Origin of the sequence: Streptomyces sp. NBC_01451 (assembly GCF_036227485.1) — a bacterium.
In the GTDB taxonomy this organism is placed as follows: Bacteria; Actinomycetota; Actinomycetes; order Streptomycetales; family Streptomycetaceae; genus Streptomyces.
In genome coordinates this window covers 9,082,346-9,102,445 of the sequence record NZ_CP109479.1, presented here as the reverse complement: position 1 = coordinate 9,102,445, position 20,100 = coordinate 9,082,346, and the positions used below count along the sequence as shown (strand labels likewise).

The 20,100-nt window shown below is 69.6% G+C and carries 24 protein-coding genes, 2 pseudogenes and 1 riboswitch; of the genes and pseudogenes, 9 read left to right on the top strand and 17 right to left on the bottom strand.

The genetic code is table 11. The features are described 5' to 3' along the window. Positions 1 to 192: 192 nt before the first annotated feature. On the bottom strand, positions 193 to 543 hold the full coding sequence (locus OG595_RS40155; protein WP_329283570.1) for an ArsR/SmtB family transcription factor: 351 nt from the start codon (positions 541 to 543) through the stop codon (positions 193 to 195). A gap of 215 nt (positions 544 to 758) precedes the next feature. On the opposite strand from OG595_RS40155, the gene OG595_RS40150 reads away from it, so the two are divergent. From OG595_RS40150 to OG595_RS40140, 3 genes are all read left to right on the top strand, one after another. Further along, positions 759 to 947, top strand: a complete 189-nt coding sequence (locus tag OG595_RS40150) for a hypothetical protein (RefSeq protein WP_329280960.1) — start codon at positions 759 to 761, stop codon at positions 945 to 947. Positions 948 to 984: 37 nt separating this feature from the next. Beyond that, complete coding sequence (locus tag OG595_RS40145) at positions 985 to 1,779, top strand: 2-phosphosulfolactate phosphatase (protein WP_329280958.1); 795 nt, start codon at positions 985 to 987, stop codon at positions 1,777 to 1,779. Between the two features lie 226 nt (positions 1,780 to 2,005). After that, positions 2,006 to 2,230 carry a hypothetical protein gene (locus OG595_RS40140; RefSeq protein WP_329280956.1) on the top strand — a complete coding sequence of 75 codons (225 nt, stop codon included), beginning with the start codon at positions 2,006 to 2,008 and terminating at the stop codon, positions 2,228 to 2,230. Positions 2,231 to 2,241: 11 nt separating this feature from the next. On the opposite strand, the gene OG595_RS40135 is transcribed toward OG595_RS40140, so the two are convergent. From OG595_RS40135 to OG595_RS40115, 5 genes are all read right to left on the bottom strand, one after another. Then, the gene (locus OG595_RS40135) at positions 2,242 to 2,667 is read right to left on the bottom strand and encodes an ATP-binding protein (protein WP_329280954.1); all 426 of its coding nucleotides are present in this window, start codon (positions 2,665 to 2,667) and stop codon (positions 2,242 to 2,244) included. Then, a complete protein-coding gene (locus OG595_RS40130; RefSeq protein WP_329280952.1) occupies positions 2,667 to 3,077 on the bottom strand; it encodes a pyridoxamine 5'-phosphate oxidase family protein in 411 nt (136 codons plus the stop codon). Before OG595_RS40130 ends, OG595_RS40135 begins: the two co-directional genes overlap by 1 nt. Beyond that, positions 3,074 to 4,807 carry a SulP family inorganic anion transporter gene (locus OG595_RS40125; RefSeq protein ID WP_329280951.1) on the bottom strand — a complete coding sequence of 578 codons (1,734 nt, stop codon included), beginning with the start codon at positions 4,805 to 4,807 and terminating at the stop codon, positions 3,074 to 3,076. The genes OG595_RS40130 and OG595_RS40125 overlap by 4 nt, the downstream gene beginning before the upstream one ends. Continuing rightward, positions 4,804 to 5,145: an ArsR/SmtB family transcription factor gene (locus OG595_RS40120; protein WP_329280949.1), complete on the bottom strand. Its 342-nt coding sequence runs from the start codon at positions 5,143 to 5,145 to the stop codon at positions 4,804 to 4,806. Before OG595_RS40120 ends, OG595_RS40125 begins: the two co-directional genes overlap by 4 nt. Before the next feature lie 226 nt (positions 5,146 to 5,371). Continuing rightward, positions 5,372 to 5,731 (bottom strand): zinc ribbon domain-containing protein YjdM, encoded by a 360-nt coding sequence (locus tag OG595_RS40115; RefSeq protein WP_329280947.1) that lies wholly within the window; start codon positions 5,729 to 5,731, stop codon positions 5,372 to 5,374. A 54-nt stretch (positions 5,732 to 5,785) separates the two neighbouring features. On the opposite strand from OG595_RS40115, the pseudogene OG595_RS40110 reads away from it, so the two are divergent. The 3 genes and pseudogenes from OG595_RS40110 to OG595_RS40100 form a co-directional block, all read left to right on the top strand. After that, a pseudogene (locus OG595_RS40110) lies at positions 5,786 to 6,069 on the top strand (IS5/IS1182 family transposase); the annotation flags it as partial. Positions 6,070 to 6,597: 528 nt separating this feature from the next. Continuing rightward, positions 6,598 to 8,379 carry a reverse transcriptase/maturase family protein gene (locus OG595_RS40105; RefSeq protein ID WP_329280945.1) on the top strand — a complete coding sequence of 594 codons (1,782 nt, stop codon included), beginning with the start codon at positions 6,598 to 6,600 and terminating at the stop codon, positions 8,377 to 8,379. Positions 8,380 to 8,489: 110 nt separating this feature from the next. Beyond that, positions 8,490 to 8,671: pseudogene (locus OG595_RS40100) on the top strand (hypothetical protein); the annotation flags it as partial. Between the two features lie 68 nt (positions 8,672 to 8,739). Here OG595_RS40100 and OG595_RS40095 read toward each other — a convergent pair. The 3 genes from OG595_RS40095 to OG595_RS40085 all read right to left on the bottom strand — a co-directional run bounded on the left by OG595_RS40095 (position 8,740) and on the right by OG595_RS40085 (position 11,095). Continuing rightward, positions 8,740 to 9,918, bottom strand: a complete 1,179-nt coding sequence (locus tag OG595_RS40095) for an acyl-CoA dehydrogenase family protein (RefSeq protein WP_329280943.1) — start codon at positions 9,916 to 9,918, stop codon at positions 8,740 to 8,742. A gap of 153 nt (positions 9,919 to 10,071) precedes the next feature. Next, entirely contained in the window at positions 10,072 to 10,848 is a 777-nt protein-coding gene (locus OG595_RS40090) for a CbtA family protein (RefSeq protein WP_329280942.1), read from the bottom strand. Between the two features lie 25 nt (positions 10,849 to 10,873). Continuing rightward, positions 10,874 to 11,095: a CbtB domain-containing protein gene (locus tag OG595_RS40085; RefSeq protein ID WP_329280940.1), complete on the bottom strand. Its 222-nt coding sequence runs from the start codon at positions 11,093 to 11,095 to the stop codon at positions 10,874 to 10,876. Positions 11,096 to 11,132: 37 nt separating this feature from the next. Beyond that, positions 11,133 to 11,264, bottom strand: a riboswitch (cobalamin riboswitch). A gap of 131 nt (positions 11,265 to 11,395) precedes the next feature. On the opposite strand from OG595_RS40085, the gene OG595_RS40080 reads away from it, so the two are divergent. After that, the gene (locus OG595_RS40080) at positions 11,396 to 12,022 is read left to right on the top strand and encodes a histidine phosphatase family protein (protein ID WP_329280937.1); all 627 of its coding nucleotides are present in this window, start codon (positions 11,396 to 11,398) and stop codon (positions 12,020 to 12,022) included. A gap of 27 nt (positions 12,023 to 12,049) precedes the next feature. Here the strand turns inward: OG595_RS40080 and OG595_RS40075 are convergent, their stop codons facing one another. The 8 genes from OG595_RS40075 to OG595_RS40040 form a co-directional block, all read right to left on the bottom strand. Beyond that, on the bottom strand, positions 12,050 to 12,451 hold the full coding sequence (locus OG595_RS40075; RefSeq protein WP_329280935.1) for a ferredoxin: 402 nt from the start codon (positions 12,449 to 12,451) through the stop codon (positions 12,050 to 12,052). A 41-nt stretch (positions 12,452 to 12,492) separates the two neighbouring features. Further along, a complete protein-coding gene (gene paaE, locus OG595_RS40070; protein WP_329280933.1) occupies positions 12,493 to 13,593 on the bottom strand; it encodes a 1,2-phenylacetyl-CoA epoxidase subunit PaaE in 1,101 nt (366 codons plus the stop codon). After that, positions 13,593 to 14,105 (bottom strand): 1,2-phenylacetyl-CoA epoxidase subunit PaaD, encoded by a 513-nt coding sequence (paaD, locus tag OG595_RS40065; RefSeq protein ID WP_329280931.1) that lies wholly within the window; start codon positions 14,103 to 14,105, stop codon positions 13,593 to 13,595. Before paaD ends, paaE begins: the two co-directional genes overlap by 1 nt. Continuing rightward, positions 14,099 to 14,932 (bottom strand): 1,2-phenylacetyl-CoA epoxidase subunit PaaC, encoded by an 834-nt coding sequence (paaC, locus tag OG595_RS40060; RefSeq protein ID WP_329283568.1) that lies wholly within the window; start codon positions 14,930 to 14,932, stop codon positions 14,099 to 14,101. Before paaC ends, paaD begins: the two co-directional genes overlap by 7 nt. A 46-nt stretch (positions 14,933 to 14,978) precedes the next feature. Beyond that, complete coding sequence (gene paaB / locus OG595_RS40055) at positions 14,979 to 15,263, bottom strand: 1,2-phenylacetyl-CoA epoxidase subunit PaaB (protein WP_329283565.1); 285 nt, start codon at positions 15,261 to 15,263, stop codon at positions 14,979 to 14,981. An 8-nt stretch (positions 15,264 to 15,271) separates the two neighbouring features. Beyond that, positions 15,272 to 16,270, bottom strand: coding sequence for a 1,2-phenylacetyl-CoA epoxidase subunit PaaA (paaA, locus tag OG595_RS40050; RefSeq protein WP_329280929.1), 999 nt, complete (start codon positions 16,268 to 16,270; stop codon positions 15,272 to 15,274). 82 nt (positions 16,271 to 16,352) lie between these two features. Continuing rightward, positions 16,353 to 16,526, bottom strand: coding sequence for a hypothetical protein (locus tag OG595_RS40045; protein ID WP_329280927.1), 174 nt, complete (start codon positions 16,524 to 16,526; stop codon positions 16,353 to 16,355). Positions 16,527 to 16,544: 18 nt separating this feature from the next. Continuing rightward, entirely contained in the window at positions 16,545 to 18,257 is a 1,713-nt protein-coding gene (locus OG595_RS40040; RefSeq protein ID WP_329280925.1) for an IlvD/Edd family dehydratase, read from the bottom strand. A 133-nt stretch (positions 18,258 to 18,390) separates the two neighbouring features. Between OG595_RS40040 and OG595_RS40035 the strand changes: the two genes are divergently transcribed. Further along, positions 18,391 to 19,137 carry an IclR family transcriptional regulator gene (locus OG595_RS40035; protein WP_329283562.1) on the top strand — a complete coding sequence of 249 codons (747 nt, stop codon included), beginning with the start codon at positions 18,391 to 18,393 and terminating at the stop codon, positions 19,135 to 19,137. Positions 19,138 to 19,229: 92 nt separating this feature from the next. Beyond that, positions 19,230 to 20,090 (top strand): fumarylacetoacetate hydrolase family protein, encoded by an 861-nt coding sequence (locus OG595_RS40030; RefSeq protein WP_329280923.1) that lies wholly within the window; start codon positions 19,230 to 19,232, stop codon positions 20,088 to 20,090. The last annotated feature ends 10 nt before the right edge of the window (positions 20,091 to 20,100 follow it).

Here is a 20,100-nt window from a genome sequence, read left to right as displayed (position 1 = left end):
AGGACTTGCTTCCCGCAGGTGGCTAACGGGTTCTCCCGAAGCCGGAGTTACGTCACTTTTCCCATGTCTTGCAAAGTTCGCGTAGAATTGTCAGTTCTCGACGGGCCGGGATCCGCAGGGTCAAGGCGGCCGCCTCCCGCACCACAGAGCGCTGTCAACTCCCGGGAGACGGCCACCGCTTGGGAGCCGTCGCTAGGACGGCGGTTTCGCCTCCGTCTGGGCGGCCCGCAGATCGGCGAGCAGTTCGGCCTGCCCGGCCAGCACCCCGGACAGGATGGTGCGGGCAACCCTGAGCAGCTCGGCGATGTGCGGGCTGGTCAGCGAGTAGTACACGGTCGAGCCCTCCTTGCGGGTCACCACCAGGTTCGCCCGGCGCAGCACCGCGAGCTGCTGCGACAGGTGCGCCGGCTCGATGCCCACCTCGGGCAGCATCTCCGCCACCGCGTGCTCGCGCTCGCTCAGCAGCTCCAGCACCCGGATGCGGGCCGGGTGGCCGATCGTCTTGAAGAACTCGGCCTTCAGTTGGTACAGCGGCGTGCTCATCGTGCCGTCGCCTCCCCGGGACAGCAGTCCGGCCGCACCGGCCGGTCCTCGGCCCATCGCATCCACCTACTCGTCAACAACATGGGACCCATCCTCACGTGCGGCGACGGCCACGCCGAATCCGCGCACGAGAACCGGACCACCCGAAACCAGCAGTGACGACCTCAACAATTGCTAAGATTAGCAAGTTCATACGTGATGTGAGGGAGGCTTGCGTGAGAATCATCCCGCTGCGCGGCCCCGGGGTCGCCTGGTACAAGTGCCCCGCATGCCGCCTGAGGTGCCGCCCCAACGCCATCGGCGCGGACGGCGTCTGCCCACGGTGCGGGTATTCCCACATGATGCGGCTGTCCTTCGCCGTCGGCCGGGCCACGGCGTCCGCACCGCCCGGCGACCGGAACTGACCACAGGCGGAACAGGAGTTGGGTGAGGAGGCAGGGAATGGGTGTCTGGGCGGGGCAGAGCGGGAGTGGGATCCGTTTCGAGTGGGGGCCTGCTGGAGCGGGCCGCCTCAGCGCGGAGGTCGGTTGTCTGGTCGTCGTGGACGTGCTGTCCTTCACCACGGCGGTGAGCGTCGCCGTCCAACAGGGCATCCGGGTCCTGCCGTTCTGGCTTCCGGAGGGTCCCACCGCCCCGGTCGAGCGGGCCGCGGCACAGAAGGCCGCCACCGTTTACGCCCGGCAGTGTGGTGCGCGGCTGGCAGTTGCCCGCCGCGCCGTCACTCCGGACAGTCCCTGGTCGCTGTCCCCGGCCCATCTGCGTGCCGCCCCGTTGGTGGAGCGCCTGGTGCTGCCGTCCTCGAACAGTGCGGCCATCGCGGCAGCCGCACCGCCGAAAGTGCCGGTGATCGCCGCCTGTCTGCGTAACCTCACCGCGGTCGGCGGCTGGCTCATGGCCCACGGCTACGGCACCCCCGAGCATCCGGTGGCCGTGATCGCCGCAGGTGAGCGATGGCCGGACGGCAGCCTGCGCCCCTCACTGGAGGACCTGCTCTGCGCCGGCGCCCTCATCCGCGACCTGCACGCCCAAGGCGCGGGACCGCTGTCCGCCGAGGCGACGGCCGCAAAGGCGGCCTACGAGGGCACCGCCGACCTCACCCACGCGGTCGCCGCCAGCACCTCCGGCCGGGAGCTGGCCGCGACGGGCTTCGCCGCGGACGTGGCCGTCGCCACAGAGGAAGACACCTGCGCCGTCGTCCCCGTACGGGACGGCGACGGTGCTTTTGCCCCCGGCTGAACCCAGCGGGGTCGCTCTCCCGCCTGGTCTGCGGCCTGCCAGCCCGTCGTTTGCCACTCGTGGCAGCCCTCCGCAGGCTCGCCGTGCCGTGTGTGGTGGGCGGCGAGTGCGCCGACCCTGTCGCTGTGTACGGGGACGGTCGGGCACTCTCCGCCAGGAACGAGGGAGCCGTCGGCCGGGATCGCGGCCAGATCCAGGCCGCGGCCCGCCACCGCGAGACGCCCGCGTGCCCTCGGTGATCGCCGTCTGCCCCTCGGCCGACCAACTGCGCAGCTCGGTCAGATCGGCGATGACCGGACCGCTCCCGCGTCCCACCACCCAGCCGGTGGCACCGGCGAAGCTGTGGACGGCGTCCGGGCCCAGGCACCCGGAGACGGACAGGATGCCGAGATCCTGCTCGACGGTGTCGAGCCCCTCGACGGTCGAGGTCGTCAACTTCCTTGCGCGGTAAGCCTGTGCCCTTCAGAGGGGGAGCGTGATCCAGATGCTCTTGCCCTTGCCGTCGGCGTCGCCCCGGACGACCGCGGAGCCGCCCAGTCCGAGGGTGAGCTCCATGACGGTGGCCAGGCCGCTGCCGCCGGCATCGGTGACCGCGCCGTACAGCGGCGGCTGGTAGGGGTGGCGGTCGTGCACGGCGAAGGCCAGACAGCCTTCGCCCGCCGCGTAGATGACGGTCATCTGCGGGGAGAGCATCGCGGCGTGCCGGACACTGTTGGTGACCAGTTCGCTCAGGATCAGCAGAGCGGGGCCGACGGTGGGATGGCGCGCGCTTATGCCCCACTCGACCAGGGCCTGCTCGGCGGTCTCCCGGGCCGTGCGCACCGCGGACGGCATCGTGGGCAGCGTCAGCACATGCCGGTGGGGCAGGGCTTCCAGCCGGGTGGACATCAACTCTCCGTCCCGCGGGCCAGCCGGAAGCCGGAGACGGTCTGAGGGTGTACGCGGACGATCGTGTCGTGGGGGCCGTACGTCCAGCCGGTGAGCGTACGGCGGTAGTGGGCGGCCTCGTTCGGATCGGTGATCACCTCGGCGGGCCCGGCCACCGTCACCGTCCAGCCCGTGCCGGTCGCGACACGCACCTCGTCCACCTGGTACGTCGCCGTCAGCGGGACCGCTGCCGCCTGTACCGGAGTTCGCACCACCAGACGGCCGTACTCCCACGTATGCCGGCCGGGCCGGATGACGGTCAGGTCCCGCTGCGTGTACACCAGCCGCCCCAGCGCGCTGCCCTCCAGCAGCCACAGGGCCTCCGCGCCGGAGATCTCAACCATGCGCAGCGATGCGGGCGGTGTGCTCATCCGACGGTTTCCTCTGTTTCCTCACTGACGGACCGGGACCTCTGGGCGGGCAGCGGAGGCATCACACCGGCACACTCCAGATAAGCGCGCGCACCCTGGATCGCTTCCGGCGTGGTGGCGTACTCGCGCCCCTCCAAGCGCAGCAGTTCCAGCGCACCGACGGAATCCAGGACCTGACGCTGGCCTTCGCGTATCCCGGACGTCATGACGACGATGCCGCGCCGGTTCAGCTTCTCCACCACGTCCTTGAGGACCAGGGCGCCGGTGGCGTCGATGGTGGTGACCCGGGACATACGCAGGATGATCACGCGGACGTCGGCGACCTCGGCCAGCTCCAGCAGGAAGCGGTGGGCGGCGGCGAAGAACAACGGCCCGTCGATCCGGTAGGCCACGATGTGCTCGGCCAGCAGCGCGTGCTCCTCCACGCTGTGGTCACCGCGGTCGAGCGGGACCTCTTCGAGGCGGGCCTGCCTGGCGACCGCACGCAGGGCCAGGGCCCCCGCGACGACCAGACCGATGATCACGGCGTACACCAGGTCGAGGGCGAGCGTCGCGGCGGCGGTGAGGACGAGGATCAGCGCGTCGGAGCGAGTGGCCTTGGCCATCGCCTTGAGCGAGCCGACCTCGACCATGCGGATGGCTGTGGCCAGCAGCACACCGGCGAGCGCGGCGAGCGGGATCCTGGAGACGAGGGGCGCGGCCGCGAAGACGATCACCGCGAGGACCGCGGCGTGGACGAGAGAGGCGAGCCGGGAACTCGCGCCGGTGCGGACGTTGACCGCGGTCCGGGCGATCGCGCCGGTCGCCGGAACACCGCCGAACAACGGGGCCGCGATGTTGGCCAGCCCCTGGCCGAACAACTCCCGGTCGGGGTCGTGCTTCTGGCCGACCGTCATGCCGTCGGCGACCGAGGCCGACAACAGCGACTCCAGAGCGGCCAGCGCAGCCACTGCGACCGCCGGGGCGAGCAAAGTACCGAGCGAGCCGAGGTCGAGGAAGGAGAGGGAGGGCGCAGGCAGGCCGGACGGCAGGTCACCGATCGGCTTGGCCGCATCCAGGCCGGCGAGCTGCGCCACGGTCGTCGCCGCGATCACCGCGAGGATGGAAAAGGGGATCGTGGGCCGCCAGCGGGCCCCGATCAGCATGACGGCGGCGACCGCCACGGCGAAGGCCGAGGCAGTCCAGTTCGGGTGCTGCGCGAACTCCTGAAGCGCGTGCCAGGTCACCACCAGGACGCGGTCACCCTCGGGCTTGGGTACGCCCAGGGCGTTCGGGATCTGCTGCAGTGCGATCACGCAGGCGATGCCGAGGGTGAAGCCCTCGACGACGGGGGCGGGCACGTACTGCATGTACTTGCCGGCCTTCAGCACCGCCAGCGTGACGAGCATGACGCCGGCCATCAGCCCGACGGTCAGCACCCCGCCCGGCCCGTACTCGGCGACGATCGGCACCAGCACCACCGTCATCGCACCGGTCGGCCCGGACACCTGCAGATTCGACCCGCCGAAGAGCGCGGCGAGCGCACCGGCGATGACCGCGGTCGCCAGCCCGGCCTCGGCGCCGAGGCCGGAGGAGACGCCGAAGCCGAGCGCGAGCGGCAGCGCGACGATCGCCACGGTGAGACCGGCCAGCAGATCCCGGCGCGGATCCCGGTGCATCTCCGTCAGATCGGCACGGCCGGGCAGCAGCGAAGTGAACCGGGCCCCGGCCCGACCGAAGAAGATCCTCATCGCGCGACGGCCTCGGCGTCCCGCAGCTCGGCCAGCAACTCGTTCTGCCCGGTGAGCATCTCGGTCAGAATCCGGCGCGCGGCCCCCATCAGGTCCGCGACGTCTCCGCTCGCCAGCGCGTACACCACCGTCGATCCCTCGCGCTTCGAGCTGACGATGCCCGAGCGGCGCAGCACCGCAAGCTGCTGCGACAGGCTGGAGGGCTCCACCTCGATCGCGGCCAGCAGGTTCCGTACCGGCGTCGGCCCGTCCTGCAACAGCTCCAGCACCCGTATGCGTACGGGATGCCCCAGCATCCGGAAGAACTCGGCCTTGGCCTGATACAGCGGAACGGACACGGATTCCTCGGCTTCCCGACAGCGCCCCACCCGGAGCAGACATGAAGGCTGTGCCCGCGGCTACCGCGACGGATACAGCCGACACAGCATCTAATGAATTGCGAAGTTTTGCAATTCAGCATCCCGTTGCAGCCTGAGTGATTGCCCTATGAGCATGACGGCAGGCCGGGCAGCGGGGGCGGCTGTCGGTCGGGGAGTGGGCCGGTCGCCCCTCGCCAGTCGCGGATCAGGCTTTCTTGACCACGCTGGACTTGAGCTGCATCGCCCCGAAACTGTCGATCTTGCAGTCGATGTCGTGGCCGTCGACACCGTCGACGAGTCGGATGCCGCGCACCTTGGTGCCGGCCTTGATGCCCGAGGGGCTGCCCTTGACCTTGAGCGCCTTGACGACGACCACGGTGTCGCCGTCCTGCAACACGTTGCCGACCGCGTCCTTGACAACCCGCTCCCCAGCGGCGTCACCGCCCTCCGCGCCACTCTCGGCGGGAACCCATTCGTGGCCGCACTCCGGGCACACCACAAGGGCGTTCATCTCGTAGGTGTACTCACAGGAGCACTTCGGACAGGGAGGAAGATTCTCAAGCATCCCGTCAGGGTATCCGGCCCGAGCGTCTGTCCCGACGGACGAGAAAGACCACCGGTGACATCCCGGAAGCGAGGCATCCTCACTGACACGATCGGCCTGATCCTCGTTGCGACCGTCGCCGCTGCGATTCTCTCGGAGAATGCCCTGGGATACACCTCCTCGACCAGGCGAAAAACACGTACCCAACCATCACCAAGAGCTGGGTCGACACCGGCTTCAAGAAGGCCGTCGTGGAGCATGGCGCGAACCTCGGAATCGACGTCGAAGTCGTCGACAAAAACCCTGGGACCCACGGCTTTCACGTCCTGAAAAGGAGCTGGGCAGTGGAACGAAGTATGTGCACCACGAGGCGCCCTGTTTGTATCCCCGGCCGAGCCGGGAGGAACTCGGAAGGAGGTTTCTGGGCCGGATGACTTATCTGGATCCGAAAGGTGAAGGGGACAACAGCATGTCAGAGAACCAGTGACCGGGCCCAGTTGTCAGGGGCGGTGTGCTGGGCGGCCCGCGCGATATGGCGAAGACTGGATTGTTTGAAGCCCAATCTCTAGAAGATGCAAGTTCCCATCCGCCGGAAATGACAGCTGAAACCGGCGCCGCACTCTGCTCCGGCTTCGATTTTTGGCCGGAGCAGAGTGCGGCGCGATGTCCAGCGAGGACATTCAAGGAGATGAGTGGGATGCCTGTGTCGCGCTGGAACGTACGGACAGGGACGAACGTGGGATCGCCTACGGGACGCGAGTCCTATGGCGACGGAGGCCCCGTAGTAGTCGCCGGAGTCACGACCGGCCAGGGAGGACGGGAAAGCCGTTCGCATCGGGCGAAGGGGGCCAGGTGATTCGGACACCCCGACTCGGGAGGTATGCGAAATGCAGAGCGCCAAAACGGTGTTGGGTGTCCTGCGTGAACGCGGCAGGCATGGCCTGCCGTGTGATGAACTGTATCGGCAGCTGTTCAATCCGCAGTTGTATCTGCTGGCCTACGGGCGCATCTACGCCAACCATGGTGCGATGACGCCCGGGGTCACGTCAGAAACCGTGGACAGCATGTCACAGCGGAAGATCGACCGGATCATCGAGGCGATGCGCCACGAGCGTTACCGCTTTCGTCCGGTCCGGCGCGTTCATATCCCGAAGAAGAACGGGAAGACGCGTCCGCTGGGGCTGCCGACCTGGTCGGACAAACTCGTCGGTGAAGTGGTCCGCCTGTTATCGGAGGCGTACTACGAACCGACGTTCTCCGGCCGCTCTCACGGGTTTCGTCCCCGCCGTGGCTGCCATACCGCTTTGCGGGAGGTGGACCATACCTGGACCGGGACGTCCTGGTTCATCGAAGGGGACATCGCCGACTGCTTCGGCAGCCTGGACCATGAGGTCCTGCTGTCGATCCTCGGCGAGAAGATCCATGACCAGCGGTTTCTGCGGCTGGTGCGCAACATGCTGACAGCCGGATACCTGGAGGACTGGAGATGGGGCGCCACGCTCTCCGGAGCGCCGCAAGGCGGGGCGGCTTCCCCGATCCTGTCCAACATCTACCTGCACAAGCTGGATGAGTTCGTCGAGACAGTTCTGATTCCGGAGTACACCCGAGGGAAGCGCCGGGCCCGCAACCCGGCCTATCTGGAGTTGCAGAATCTGCTGGCGAAAGCCCGCCGGCGCGGCGACCGGGTACAGGCCCATGCGCTGCGTCAACGGATGGTGAGCCTGCCGAGCGCGGATCCCAACGATCCGGGATACCGCAGGCTGCGCTATATCCGCTACGCGGATGATCACCTCCTTGGTTTCACCGGACCGAAAGCCGAGGCCGAGCAGATCAAACAACGCCTGGGACAGTTCCTGCGTGATGAACTCAAGCTGGAACTGTCCCAGGAAAAGACACTGATCACTCACGCCCGCACCCGGGCAGCGAGGTTTCTCGGCTACGAGATCACGACCCAGCACAACGACACGAAGAAGACCGGCCGTTACCGTCGGGTCAACGGCCAGGTAGCACTCCGTGTCCCACAGGACGTGATCAAAGCCAAGTGCGCCCCCTATACCGATCGCGGAAAACCCGCGAAGAAGACGGCCCTGCTCAACAGCAGCCATCACGCGATCGTGGCGACCTTCGGGACCGTTTATCGGGGCGTTGTTCAGTACTACCTGCTTGCCGGAGATGTCTTCCGGCTGCATCGGCTGCAATGGGTCATGGAGACTTCTATGCTCCAGACTCTTGCAGCCAAGCACCGCTCGTCCGTGTCGAAGATGGCCGCCAAGCACAAGGCCAGAATCGACACCCCCAATGGGCCCCGAGTCTGTTTCGAGGCCCGAATCGAGCGGAAGAACAGGACGCCACTGGTGGCCCGGTTCGGCGGGATTCCCCTCCAACGGCAGCGGGCGGCGGAACTCGCCGATCGTGAGCCTGTCCGGGTGGACTACCCGCAGAAGGAACTCATTGCGAGACTCCTGGCGGATACCTGCGAGATCTACGGAAGCAAGGGCAACGTGCAAGTGCACCACGTCCGCGCTCTCGCCAACCTCGCACATGCCGGATGGCAGCCTTCCGACTGGGCGCGCGTCATGCTCCATCGACGCCGCAAAACAGTCGTGGCCTGCGACATCTGCCACGACCGTATCCATTCGGAACGGCCAGCCAGACCATTCACGCAGTAGTCACTGGAGAGCCGGATGACCGGGAAACCGTCATGTCCGGTTCGGCGAGAGGCCGCGCGGAACAGGACTCGCCCTCACGGCGAGCACCTCGCCGCGCGGCCGACCCAACCGGTTGGATCATGATGCACCGCCGCCTCGCCCGCGACTACGAGACCCTCACCGCCAGCTCCGTATGATCCACGTCGCATCGATCGACAACCTCGCCAAACGCATAACGGACGAGACCACGCCAACCTGGCGAGGAACTTACAAGGACTTAAAAGGCAATTCGACTAAATCAAATGCCCTCTGAAAAGGGGCGGTGATCTTGACGCTCACTGTCCCTCTTTTGTGCCGACTGAAAATCCTCGCCACAAGGCACTAACGCCGCACCCTCGGCATCCCCAGCCCGATCCACGAGATGATCTCCCGCTGGATCTCGTTGTTGCCGCCCCCGAAGGTGAAGATCACCGCTGAGCGGTAGCCGCGTTCCAGTTCGCCGTGGAGTATCTCGCCGGCCGAGCCCTCCTTCAGCGCGCCGGGGGCGGCGACGATCTCCAGGAGCCAGGCGTAGGCCTCGCGGCGGGCCTCGGAGCCGTACACCTTGACGGCGGAGGCGTCCTGGGGGGTGAGGGTGCCCTCCTGGACGGCGTTCACCATCTGCCAGTTGAGGAGTTTCATCGCGTCGAGCCTGGTGTGGATCTGGGCGAGGCGGCGGCGGACCCACGGGAGGTCGACGACGCGGCGGCCGTCGGCGAGTTTCGTCTCCATCGCCCAGCGCTGTACGTCGTGCAGGGAGCGGATGGCCATCGTGCCGTGGGCGGCGAGGGTGACGCGCTCGTGGTTGAGCTGGTTGGTGATCAGCCGCCAGCCCTGGTTCTCCTCGCCGACGCGGTGGGCGACGGGGACGCGGACGTTCTCGTAGTAGCTGGCGGTGGTGTCGTGCGAGGCGAGGGTGCGGATGAGGGTGCAGGAGTAGCCGGGGTCGGTGGTCGGCATGAGGAGCATGGTGATGCCCTTGTGCGGCGGGGCGTCCGGGTCCGTACGCACGGCCAGCCACACCCAGTCAGCGGTGTCCCCGTTGGTCGTCCAGATCTTCTGGCCGTTGACGACGTAGTCGTCGCCGTCCCGCACGGCGCGCGTCTTCAGGGCGGCCAGGTCGGTGCCCGCCTCCGGCTCGCTGTAGCCGATCGCGAAGTCGATCTCGCCGGCGAGGATCTTCGGCAGGAAGTAGGCCTTCTGCTCCTCGCTGCCGTACCGCATGATCGTCGGGCCGACGGTGTTGAGTGCCATCAGCGGCAGCGGTACGCCAGCCTGGGCGGCCTCGTCGAAGAAGATGAACTGTTCCATCGGGGACAGCCCTCGCCCCCCGTACTCCTGCGGCCAGCCGACGCCGAGCCAGCCGTCGCCGCCGAGACGGCGGATGGTCTCGCGGTAGAAGCGCTTCTGGGCCACGTGGTCGCTGAAGCGCGAGTAGGCCCGGTCCGGCACCAACTCGGCGAAGTAGGCGCGCAGTTCGGTGCGCAGCTGCTGCTGCTCGGGCGTGTATTCGAGATGCACGGCGCCTCCTGCTGGCTCCCCAAGGCCGGACCTGTCGGCGCACACGGTAGAACGTGTTCCAGAAATTGGGAATGGCGGTGCGGGTACCGGTGCACACATGCCGGAGGGGGTCCCGGACATCCGGGACCCCCTCGGGGCAGTGCCGCGATCCGGTCAGTGCGCCACGGGAGTCGCCTGTGGCTCGGCACCGCTCGCGCCGACGGCCGCTGCCGTCCTCGGAACGAGCAGTCGTTCCGCCAGCAGTCCGAAGACCAGGCCGAACGCGGTCCACATCGTCGCCTGGATGGCGAGCGTGGCCACCCGGTACTTCCACAGCAGGCTCGCGGAGAAGCCCGCCGGGACCTCGTTGGTGAACGACGGCAGGAAGGCGTACGCCAGTCCGACGACCACGACGAAGAAGGCGACCGCGGCGAGGGTCGCGTTCCAGTTGCCCAGGCGCGGCGCGAGGCGCTTGCCCAGGATCACCGCGCCGACGGCCAACAGCACGCTCAGCGCGACCATCAGGAAGAACAGCGCGGTGCGCTGGTTGAGAGTGTCGGGGTCGCCGACGGCGGGCGGGTTGGCCGGGTACTTGAGGAACGGCACGACGTACACGGCGAGCAGTCCGGCCCCGGCGAGGAGCAGCGCGGTCGCGCGCGGTCCGAAGCGGCCGATCCGGCCGAGCGCGAAGCAGTACGCGAGGGCCGCGATACCGCCGAACGCGACGCCGTAGACGAGGACGCCGGTCCCCAGACCCACGGTGGACTGCAACGCACGGGAGACGAGCGCCTGTTCGGCATGCCCGTGGGCCTCGTGCATCTCCTCGAACGCGATCGCGTCGTCGACGAGCGGCTCGGCGAAGAGGTACGCGACGACCCAGACGAGCACACCCGCGACAAGGCCCGCGAGCATGCCGCGGACCAGGAGGTTTCTGACAGTGGTGGAGTTCATGAGCTCGTACGTTTCCCCGTCGTCGTCAGTGGCAGGGGAAGCCGAGCAGGTGACGGGCGTCGTGCACCCACTCGTGCACGCCCTCGCCGGAGACCAGCGAGGTGGCGCCCTGTTCGGCGCCGACGAAGTAGAGCAGCACCAGCATCAGCACGCCGAAGAAGACCGCCCAGGGGGCGATCGCACCGATCGGCAGCTTCTCGGGTACGGCGGTGGGAACGGCGGTCGGCTGGACTGCGGACTGTGCCATGACAGGACCTCCTGGGGGAACTCGCGTCCCGTATCGGTGGTGCAGAGGACGACAGTCACGGGTCTGACTTGCCCCCGGACCGCACCGGGCGGGTGCGTACGGGGCTTACAGTGGCGCGACCGTGCCGGATTCCCACCGGCTTCCGTCGAACCGTCGTCAATATCGACGAGAAGGTACCGCGAAGCGGGGGCGCGGCCAAGGGCGCACAGGACGGCGTACAGCGCGCCGGTGCGCCGTACGCTGCCTCAAGTGCCGTACATGACAACGACATTGGGGCGGAATGAACGCGGGAGTGACCGGATGACGAGCCGAGTGATGTTGATCTCACCGGCGATCAGCGCGGCGCTGCGGGAGGCCCGTTTCGACGACGGCTGTCCCCTGGACGCGTCGGGTCTGCGGCTCGCCCGGGCGGCGGCGGGGACGCTCCCGCCGGTCTCCAGGGTGTGGGTCTCCCCCACCGCACGCTGCCGTGAGACGGCTCGGGCGCTGGGCCTCGACGCCGCTGCGGTGCCGGGCCCGGGCGGTCTGGACGTGGGCCGCTGGCGCGGCGCGACCCTGGCCGAGGTGGCGGAGAAGGAACCGGAGGCGCTGGCCCAGTGGCTGGCGGACCCTCGGTCGGCCCCGCACGGCGGTGAGCCGGTCCGCGCTCTCTGCGACCGCGTCGCGCGCTGGCTGGACGAAACGGCGGCGCAGGCCACGGGCCGGACCGTCGCGGTCGTCGAGCCGGAGGTGGTACGCGCGGCGACGGTACGGGTGCTGGGGGCGCCCGGGTCGGCGTTCTGGCGGATCGACGTTCCGCCGTTGACGGCAACGGAGTTGACCGGCCGGGCGGGACGCTGGAACGTGCGGGTGGGCGGGCAGCTCGGGGCGTCGCACGAGGAGTCGGGCGGGACGCCGCACCAGGGGCAGGGAGCGGCGCGGGCGTGAACCCGCGGGTTCACGAAACGCCGTGTCTCACCCGCCGACGCGCCCCGAGTCCGGCACCTGAAGCGTCCACGCGAAGTCCGTGCACGCCTGTGCGCACTCCCGGCACGCCTTCGCCGCGTCCTCGCCACCGGGGTGTTCGTCGAAGGCCTGGGCGGTTTCCAGGCAGACCGTGCTGCACCACTCCAGTTGGACCCGGAGAGCGGCCTCGTCCAGGTCCACCTGCTCGGCGAGCAGTCGGCATGTCGCGTCGCACACCTCCGCGCACAGAATGCCCTTGCGGCGCGCGAGTGCCTCGACGGCGGGCCCGTCCGGGTCCGCGAGACTCGCGCGCAGCGCACACGCCCGCGCGCACTCGGTGCACGCCTGGGCACAGACGAAACGGTCCTCCAGGAACCGGAAGAGTTCCTGTTGCGTAGTTGTAGGGGTCACGCCGATCGAGTTGCCGAAGCGCGACCCGCCAAACCTTTGATTCAGCTGTCGTAGTCGACCGTCAGCGTCTCCGACACCGGGAACGACTGGCAGGTCAGGACGTAGCCCGCGTCGACCTCCGCTGGTTCGAGGGCGTAGTTGCGGCGCATGTCCACCGCACCCGAGGTGACCAGCGCCCGGCAGGTGCCGCAGACGCCGCCCTTGCAGGCGAACGGCAGGTCCGGCCGGGTGTGCGCCGCCCCGTCCAGGACGGTCGCGTCCCGGGACAGCGCGGTGGTGGTGGAGCGGCCGTCGAGGGTGATCGTGACCCGGCTCACCGGGCCCTCGGCCACCGCGTCCGTGTGCCGGACCTGGCGGACCGGCTGGTCGTCTGCGTAGAAGAGTTCCTGGTGTACCCGGTCCGCGGGCACGCCCAGCTCCGCCAGCAGCCGCTGGGCGTCACGGACCATGCCGTGCGGTCCGCACAGCCACCAGTGGTCGGTGCCCGGCACGTCGACGAGGCCCGCGAGGAGTGCGGCGAGCCGTTCGGCGTCCAGCCGCCCCGACAGCAGCTCGGCCTCGCGCGGCTCCCGCGACAGTACGTGCCCCAGCTGGAAGCGCGTACGGTACATGTCCTTCAGGTCCGCCAGCTCGTCGGCGAACATCACGGTGTCCGTACGCCGGTTGCCGTACAGGAGGGTGACCTGTGAGCGGTCGTCGGCGGCGAGGACCGACTCGGCGATCGACATCATCGGGGTGATGCCGGAACCCGCGGCGATCAGCACGTGGCGGCCGGACACTGTCAGGTCGGGACTGAAGGCGCCGGTCGGGGTCATCACGTCGAGCACGTCACCCGGGCGCACCCCGTCGACCAGCCAGGACGAGAACAGGCCGCCGGGCACCACGCGTACGCCGATGCGGGGCTGTTCGCCTGCCGGGGCGCAGATCGAGTACGACCGCCGCTCCTCGCGCCCCTCGAACTCCCGGCGCAGGGTGAGCGACTGGCCCGGCGCGAAGGCGTACTCGGCGGCCAGGTCCGCCGGTACCTCGAAGGCGACGGCGACGGCGTCCGCGCACAGTCGTCGTACGTCGGCGACCTTCAGGGCGTGGAAGACCGGCCGGCGGCGTACAGGCGCCGTGGTCAGGGCGGTGGGCGCGGCCATCAGATCTCCTTGACGTACTCGAACGGCTCGCGGCAGGCGTGGCAGCGCCACAGTGCCTTGCAGGACGTGGCGGCGAAGCGGGAGGTCTCCTCCGTGTCCGCCGAGCCGCAGCGCGGGCAGGGCACCGTGCGCCGGACGGGCAGCAGCGAGAGGGCGACCGGGCCGCGCGGTGCGGCGCCGGGCGGGGCGATGCCGTGCTCGGTGAGCTTGCGGCGACCTGAGTCGGTGATCCAGTCGCTGGTCCACGGCGGGTTCAGCACCGTACGGATCTCCACCCGCGCGTACCCCGCCGCCCGCAGCCGGGCGGCGACGGCGGCGCGCATCTCGGCCATCGCCGGGCAGCCCGAGTAGGTCGGGGTCAGGCTCGCCACCACCGTCCCGTCCCCGGTCACCTCCACGGCGCGCAGGACGCCGAGGTCGGCCAGGGTAAGCATGGGCAGCTCGGGGTCCGGCACGCGCTCGGCGATGCTCCGGGCATGCCGGACCTCCTCGGGCCCGGTCGTGGTCACCATGTCGCCTCCGGGTGGGCGCGGGCCACGCTCTGCAACTCGGCGAGCAGCGGGGCGAGATGTTCGGTGTGCTGTCCGTCGCGACCGGCGCCGTGCGCCGCCGGAGCCTGCGGCACGGTCAGCCCGGCGGCTGCGGTGACCTGCCGCAGCACCTCGACGACCTCGGCCTCGACGTCGTACGCCGTGAACAACTCACCAATGTATGGGGCGACTTGGTCCAGGGCAGCGACCATCCGCCGGTGCGACTCGTCGGTGCCGTCGCCGAGCCGGACGGCCCATTCGGCCGCGTACTGCCGGTGGTACGTCAGCTCCTTGACGCCCTTCGCGGCGATCGCCGCGAGCACCGGATCGCGGTGGGCGGCGAGCCGTTCGAGGTGCGCGAGCCGCCAGGTGGACAGCACCAGCAGCCGCACGATCGAGAACGCGAAGTCCCCGATGGGCAGTTCGGCCAGACGTACGTTGCGGAAGTCGCCGGCGTCCCGGAAGTAGGCGTACGCGTCCTCGTCTCGGCCGGTGCCGTCGACCTGGCCCGCGCGCGCGTACAGCAGACGGGCCTGGCCGAGCAGGTCGAGGCCGATGTTGGCGAGCGCGACCTCCTCCTCCAGTTCGGGGGCGCGGGTGCACCACTGGGCCAGCCGCTGGGCCGACACCAGTGCGTCGTCGGCGAGTTCGACGCAGGTCGCGGCCAGCCCACCGGCGTCGACACCCTCGGGCACGGTGGTGTCGACGCCGTACAGCGGGTCCTCGAACCCGGTGCCGAAGGCCCAGCGGGCGTCGCTGCCGTCGTCGTGGCCCTCGGCGAGGGAGAGATAGACGTGGTCGTGGTCGATGTCGTTGCCGCTCATGTCCGCTGCTCCTCTCCCGGGGCTGGACGCGCTAGATGTGGGGGACATCGTCGGGGATGTCGTAGAAGGTCGGGTGCCGGTAGACCTTGTCGGCGCTGGGGGCGAAGAAGGGGTCCTTCTCGTCGCGCGAGGAGGCGGCGATGTGCTCGGAGGGCACCACCCAGATGCTCACGCCCTCGTTGCGCCGCGTGTACAGGTCCCGCGCGTGGGTGAGGGCCATCCGGTCGTCGGCGGCGTGCAACGAGCCCACGTGGACGTGGTTCAGCCCGCGCTTGCCTCGCACGAACACCTCGTACAGCGGCCACTCGTTGGACATCCCGTTGCTCATGCCACTGCCTCCTTCACGGTCCGGGCGCGCTGCTTGGCGGCGTGTGCCGTGGCCGCCTCGCGCACCCAGGCGCCGTCCTCGTGCGCTGTCCGGCGCCGTGCGATCCGTTCGGTGTTGCAGGGGCCGCCGCCCTTGATGACCCGCATCAGTTCGTCCCAGTCCGGGGTGCCGAAGTCGTGGTGGCCGCGCTCCTCGTTCCAGCGCAGGTCCGGGTCGGGCAGGGTCACCCCGAGCTTGTCGGCCTGCGGGACGGTCATGTCGACGAACCGTTGACGCAGTTCGTCGTTGGTGTGCCGCTTGATCTTCCAGGCCATGGACTGGGCGGAGTTGGGCGAGGCGTCGTCGGGCGGGCCGAACATCATCAGGGAGGGCCACCACCAGCGGTCGACGGCCTCCTGGACCATGGCGCGCTGTTCCTCCGTACCGCGCATCATCGTCATCAGCAGCTCGTACCCCTGCCGTTGGTGGAAGGACTCCTCCTTGCAGATGCGGACCATCGCGCGCGCGTACGGCCCGTACGAACTCCGGCACAGGGGAACCTGGTTGCAGATCGCGGCGCCGTCCACGAACCAGCCGATCACGCCGACGTCCGCGAAGCTCGGCGTCGGGTAGTTGAAGATCGACGAGTACTTCTGGCGGCCCTCGATGAGGCGTTCGGTGAGGTCCGCGCGGTCGGCGCCCAGTGTCTCGGCGGCGGAGTACAGATACAGGCCGTGCCCGGCCTCGTCCTGGACCTTCGCGAAGAGGATCGCCTTGCGGCGCAGCGAGGGCGCCCGCGTGATCCACTCGCCCTCCGGCTGCATGCCGATGATCTCGGAGTGCGCGTGCTGGGCGATCTGCCGGATCAGCGTCTTCCGGTAGCCCTCGGGCATCCAGTCGCGCGGCTCGATCCGGCGGTCCCGCGCGATCGTCGCCTCGAAGTGCTCTTCGAGCAGCCCCTCGCCGGACTGCTCGGCGCCGCCCGTGTCCGAGGCGGCGGAGTGTGTCGTCGTCATCGATACCCGCTCCCCAACCGACCATTCGTTCGGTATCAGTGTGACGACTTTTTCCCGCCCGCACAAGCCGTTGCCGGGACGGTCAGCAGGTGACGCGTCCGCCGCCGGTGTCGTACACCGCGCCGGTGGCGAAGCCGACCCGGCCGGAGGACGGGAAGGCGATCGCCTCGGCCGCCTCCTCCGGATGGCCGACCCGGCGCAGCGGGACGAGACGGGTGAGGCGGTCCAGGACCTGGGGGGCCGTGTCGTCGTTCATGGGCGTGACGGGTTCGCGTCAGTGCGACTCACGGCTCACCTCGGAGCCGCTGGAGCCGATGAGGAAGTCCAGGTCGGCGCCCGTGTCGGCCTGCAGGACGTGGTCGACGTACAGGCGTTCCCAGCCACGCCGGGGGTTGGCGAAGGCGGTGACGGTGGCCTCGTCGGGGGTACGGCGGGCGAGTTCGTCGGCGGGTACGTCGACGTCGAGGCGCCTGGCCGGCACGTCCAAGTCGATGATGTCACCGGTGCGGACGAGGGCGAGGGGGCCGCCGGCCGCCGCCTCCGGAGCCACGTGCAGCACGACCGTGCCATAGGCGGTGCCGCTCATCCGGCCGTCGCAGACGCGGACCATGTCACGGACGCCCTGTTCCAGCAGCTTCTTCGGCAACGGCATGTTGGACACCTCGGGCATGCCCGGGTAGCCCTTGGGGCCGCAGCCGCGCAGGACGAGCACGGAGTCGGCGTCCACGTCGAGGTCCGGGTCGTCGATGCGGGCGTGGAAGTCCTCGATCGAGTCGAAGACGACCGCGCGGCCCCGGTGTCGCAGGAGGTGCGGGGAGGCCGCCGCCGGTTTGACGAGCGCTCCGTCGGGGGCGAGGTTGCCGCGCAGGACCGCGATGCCGCCCTCGGCGACCAGCGGCTTCGCGCGCGTGCGGATGACCTCCGCGTCCCAGACCGTCGCGTCGTCGAGGTGGTTCACCAGCGGTTCTCCGGTGACCGTGAGCGCGTGGGGGTCGAGGAGGTCACGCACCTCGCGCAGGACGGCGGACAGGCCTCCGGCGCGGTGGAAGTCCTCCATGAGGAAACGCCCGGCCGGCTGGAGGTCCACCAGGACGGGGACGCGGGAGCCGATCCGGTCGAAGTCGTCGAGGGTGAGGGGGATGCCGAGGCGTCCGGCGACGGCCAGCAGGTGTACGACGGCGTTGGTCGAACCGCCGATGGCGGCCAGCGCGACGATGGCGTTGTGGAAGGACGCCTCGGTCAGAAAGGTGCTCGGCCTGCGGTCGGCGGCGACCATGTCCACCACCAGCCTGCCGGTGCCGTGGGCGGCCTCCAGCAGCCGGCTGTCGGGCGCCGGGATTCCGGCCACCCCCGGCACGGTCGTGCCCAGGGCTTCGGCCACCAGGGCCATCGTCGAGGCGGTGCCCATGGTGTTGCAGTGCCCGCGGCTGCGGATCATCGCCGACTCTGATCGGGTGAACTGCTCCTCGGAGAGCGTGCCTGCCCGCACCTCCTCCGACAGCCGCCACACATCGGTTCCGCAGCCCAGCGGCGCTCCCCGGAAGGTCCCGGTCAGCATCGGCCCGCCGGGCACGACGACCGCGGGCAGGTCCACCGAGGCGGCGGCCATGAGCAGCGAGGGGATCGTCTTGTCGCAGCCGCCGAGCAGGACGACACCGTCGACCGGGTTGGCCCGCAGCATCTCCTCCGTGGCCATCGCCGCCATGTTCCGCCAGAGCATGGCGGTGGGCCGCACCTGGGTCTCGCCCAGCGACACCACCGGCAGGTCCAGGGGGATGCCCCCGGCCTCGTACACGCCGTTGCGGACCGAGGCCGCCACCTCGTTCAGATGCGCGTTGCAGGGGGTCAGGTCGGAGGCGGTGTTGGCGATGGCGATCTGCGGCCGGCCGGTGAAGGCGTCGTCCGGTGCGCCCCGGCGCATCCAGGCCCGGTGGATGTAGGCGTTGCGCCCCTGTCCCTCGTACCACTGTGCGCTGCGAAGCCTCACCGTCGGCCCTTTCCAACAATCGGTACGGGGGTCTACCCTTCGGAACCTCATGGAGCATAGGCAGATGGACGGGGACGCGTCAGCCCCTGTGAGTGAGGCAGTCGCCGGGGGCGAGGGTGACGCCGCGCGTCTCGTGGGGTCCGACCGGGTGCTCGCCGTTCTCAAGGAGCTGGCCCGGTATCCCGACGGTGTGGGCCTGGAGGAGCTGACCCGGGTGATCGGGAGTCCCAAACCGACCGTGCACCGGGCGCTGGGGGCCCTGCGCCGAGCCGGGCTGGCCGACCGGGGCGCCCGCGGTCGCTACGTTCTCGGGGACGAGTTCCTGCGGATGGCCTTCTCCCACCACGAGGACCGTCCCGAGCACGTCCGGGTACGTCCCGTACTGGAGGCGCTGGCCGACCGGTTCGGCGAGACGGCGCACTACGCGGTCCTCGACGGCCGCGAGGTCGTCTACCGCGCCAAGGTCGACCCGCCCACCGGCGCCGTCCGGCTGACCTCGACTGTCGGTGGCCGCAACCCCGCCCACGCCACCGGCGTCGGAAAGACGCTGCTCGCCCATCGGTTGGACACCATCGAGGCGGTCGAGACGTGGATCGGCGACTCGCCCCTGGACCGCCGCACACCCCGGACCCTGTGCACGGCCGCCGCCCTGTACCGCGACCTGCGGGCCACCCGCGACCGGGGGTACGCCGTGGACGACCAGGAGAACGAGTCCGGCGTCAACTGCCTCTCCCTGCCCCTGTACGCGACCTCACCGACGAGTCCCTCCGGCGCCGTGAGCATCAGCGCGCTCGCCTATCGCACTCCGCTGCACACCCTGGTCGACGCGGTCGGCGAGATCCGGGAGCTGCTCGGCCCGCTGGGCCGGACCCGTCAATGACCCACCGATGACCCACCGTTGAGCCGTCGGCAGAACCTCGGCCCACTCCCCCGCTCCCCCACCGCCCCGCCGTCCGAACTGGAGACTGACCCGTGTTCCTCATGCGCATCGGTGCCGCAGGCGCCGAAAAGCCCGTCGCCCGCGTCGACGACGAGACGTACGTCGACCTCTCCGACACCGTCACGGACTTCGACGAGGCGTTCTTCGGGTCGGGCGGCCTCGACCGTGTCCGCCCCGTCGTGGCCGAGCGGACGGCCGCCGGCCAGGTGTCCCGCTTCGCCGGGGAGCGGATCGGCGCGCCGATCGCCCGCCCGCACCAGATCCTGTGCATCGGCCTCAACTACCGTGACCACGCGGCCGAGAGCGGGATGGCCGTGCCGGACGAGCCGATCCTGTTCACCAAGTCGCCCAACACCCTTGTCGGCCCGAACGACGACGTACGCATCCCGCGCGGGTCCGCCAAGACCGACTGGGAGGTGGAGCTCGGCATCGTGATCGGCCGCCGCACCAGCTACCTCGACTCGGTCGAGGAGGCACGCGAAGCCGTCGCCGGGTACGTGGTCGTCAACGACGTGAGCGAGCGCGCCTTCCAGCTGGAGCGTGGCGGGCAGTGGGCGAAGGGCAAGTCCGCCGAGACCTTCAACCCGGCGGGCCCCTGGCTGGCCACCCCCGACGAGATCGACGACGTCCTCGCGCTCGACATGTGGCTCGACGTCAACGGCGTCCGCCGCCAGACCGGCAACACCAAGACCATGATCTTCGACCCGTACTTCATCGTGCACTACCTGAGCCAGTTCCTCGTCCTGGAACCCGGCGACCTGATCAACACCGGCACCCCGCCCGGCGTCGGTATGGGTCTCACCCCGCCGGTGTGGCTCCGGCCCGGTGACGTGATGGAGCTGGGCATCACCCGCCTCGGCAGCCAGCGCCAGCACGTGCTCGGCCCGCGGTGACCGCCCACCG

Excerpts from the sequence above, each read along its gene's own strand:
- OG595_RS40155 (WP_329283570.1), bottom strand. The coding sequence starts at position 543 with ATGAGCACGCCGCTGTACCAACTGAAGGCCGAGTTCTTCAAGACGATC.
- OG595_RS40145 (WP_329280958.1), top strand. The coding sequence starts at position 985 with ATGGGTGTCTGGGCGGGGCAGAGCGGGAGTGGGATCCGTTTCGAGTGG.
- OG595_RS40135 (WP_329280954.1), bottom strand. The coding sequence starts at position 2,667 with ATGTCCACCCGGCTGGAAGCCCTGCCCCACCGGCATGTGCTGACGCTG.
- OG595_RS40130 (WP_329280952.1), bottom strand. The coding sequence starts at position 3,077 with ATGAGCACACCGCCCGCATCGCTGCGCATGGTTGAGATCTCCGGCGCG.
- OG595_RS40125 (WP_329280951.1), bottom strand. The coding sequence starts at position 4,807 with ATGAGGATCTTCTTCGGTCGGGCCGGGGCCCGGTTCACTTCGCTGCTG.
- OG595_RS40115 (WP_329280947.1), bottom strand. The coding sequence starts at position 5,731 with ATGCTTGAGAATCTTCCTCCCTGTCCGAAGTGCTCCTGTGAGTACACC.
- OG595_RS40105 (WP_329280945.1), top strand. The coding sequence starts at position 6,598 with ATGCAGAGCGCCAAAACGGTGTTGGGTGTCCTGCGTGAACGCGGCAGG.
- OG595_RS40090 (WP_329280942.1), bottom strand. The coding sequence starts at position 10,848 with ATGAACTCCACCACTGTCAGAAACCTCCTGGTCCGCGGCATGCTCGCG.
- OG595_RS40085 (WP_329280940.1), bottom strand. The coding sequence starts at position 11,095 with ATGGCACAGTCCGCAGTCCAGCCGACCGCCGTTCCCACCGCCGTACCC.
- OG595_RS40080 (WP_329280937.1), top strand. The coding sequence starts at position 11,396 with ATGACGAGCCGAGTGATGTTGATCTCACCGGCGATCAGCGCGGCGCTG.
- paaE (WP_329280933.1), bottom strand. The coding sequence starts at position 13,593 with ATGGCCGCGCCCACCGCCCTGACCACGGCGCCTGTACGCCGCCGGCCG.
- paaD (WP_329280931.1), bottom strand. The coding sequence starts at position 14,105 with ATGGTGACCACGACCGGGCCCGAGGAGGTCCGGCATGCCCGGAGCATC.
- paaB (WP_329283565.1), bottom strand. The coding sequence starts at position 15,263 with ATGTCCAACGAGTGGCCGCTGTACGAGGTGTTCGTGCGAGGCAAGCGC.
- paaA (WP_329280929.1), bottom strand. The coding sequence starts at position 16,270 with ATGACGACGACACACTCCGCCGCCTCGGACACGGGCGGCGCCGAGCAG.
- OG595_RS40045 (WP_329280927.1), bottom strand. The coding sequence starts at position 16,526 with ATGAACGACGACACGGCCCCCCAGGTCCTGGACCGCCTCACCCGTCTC.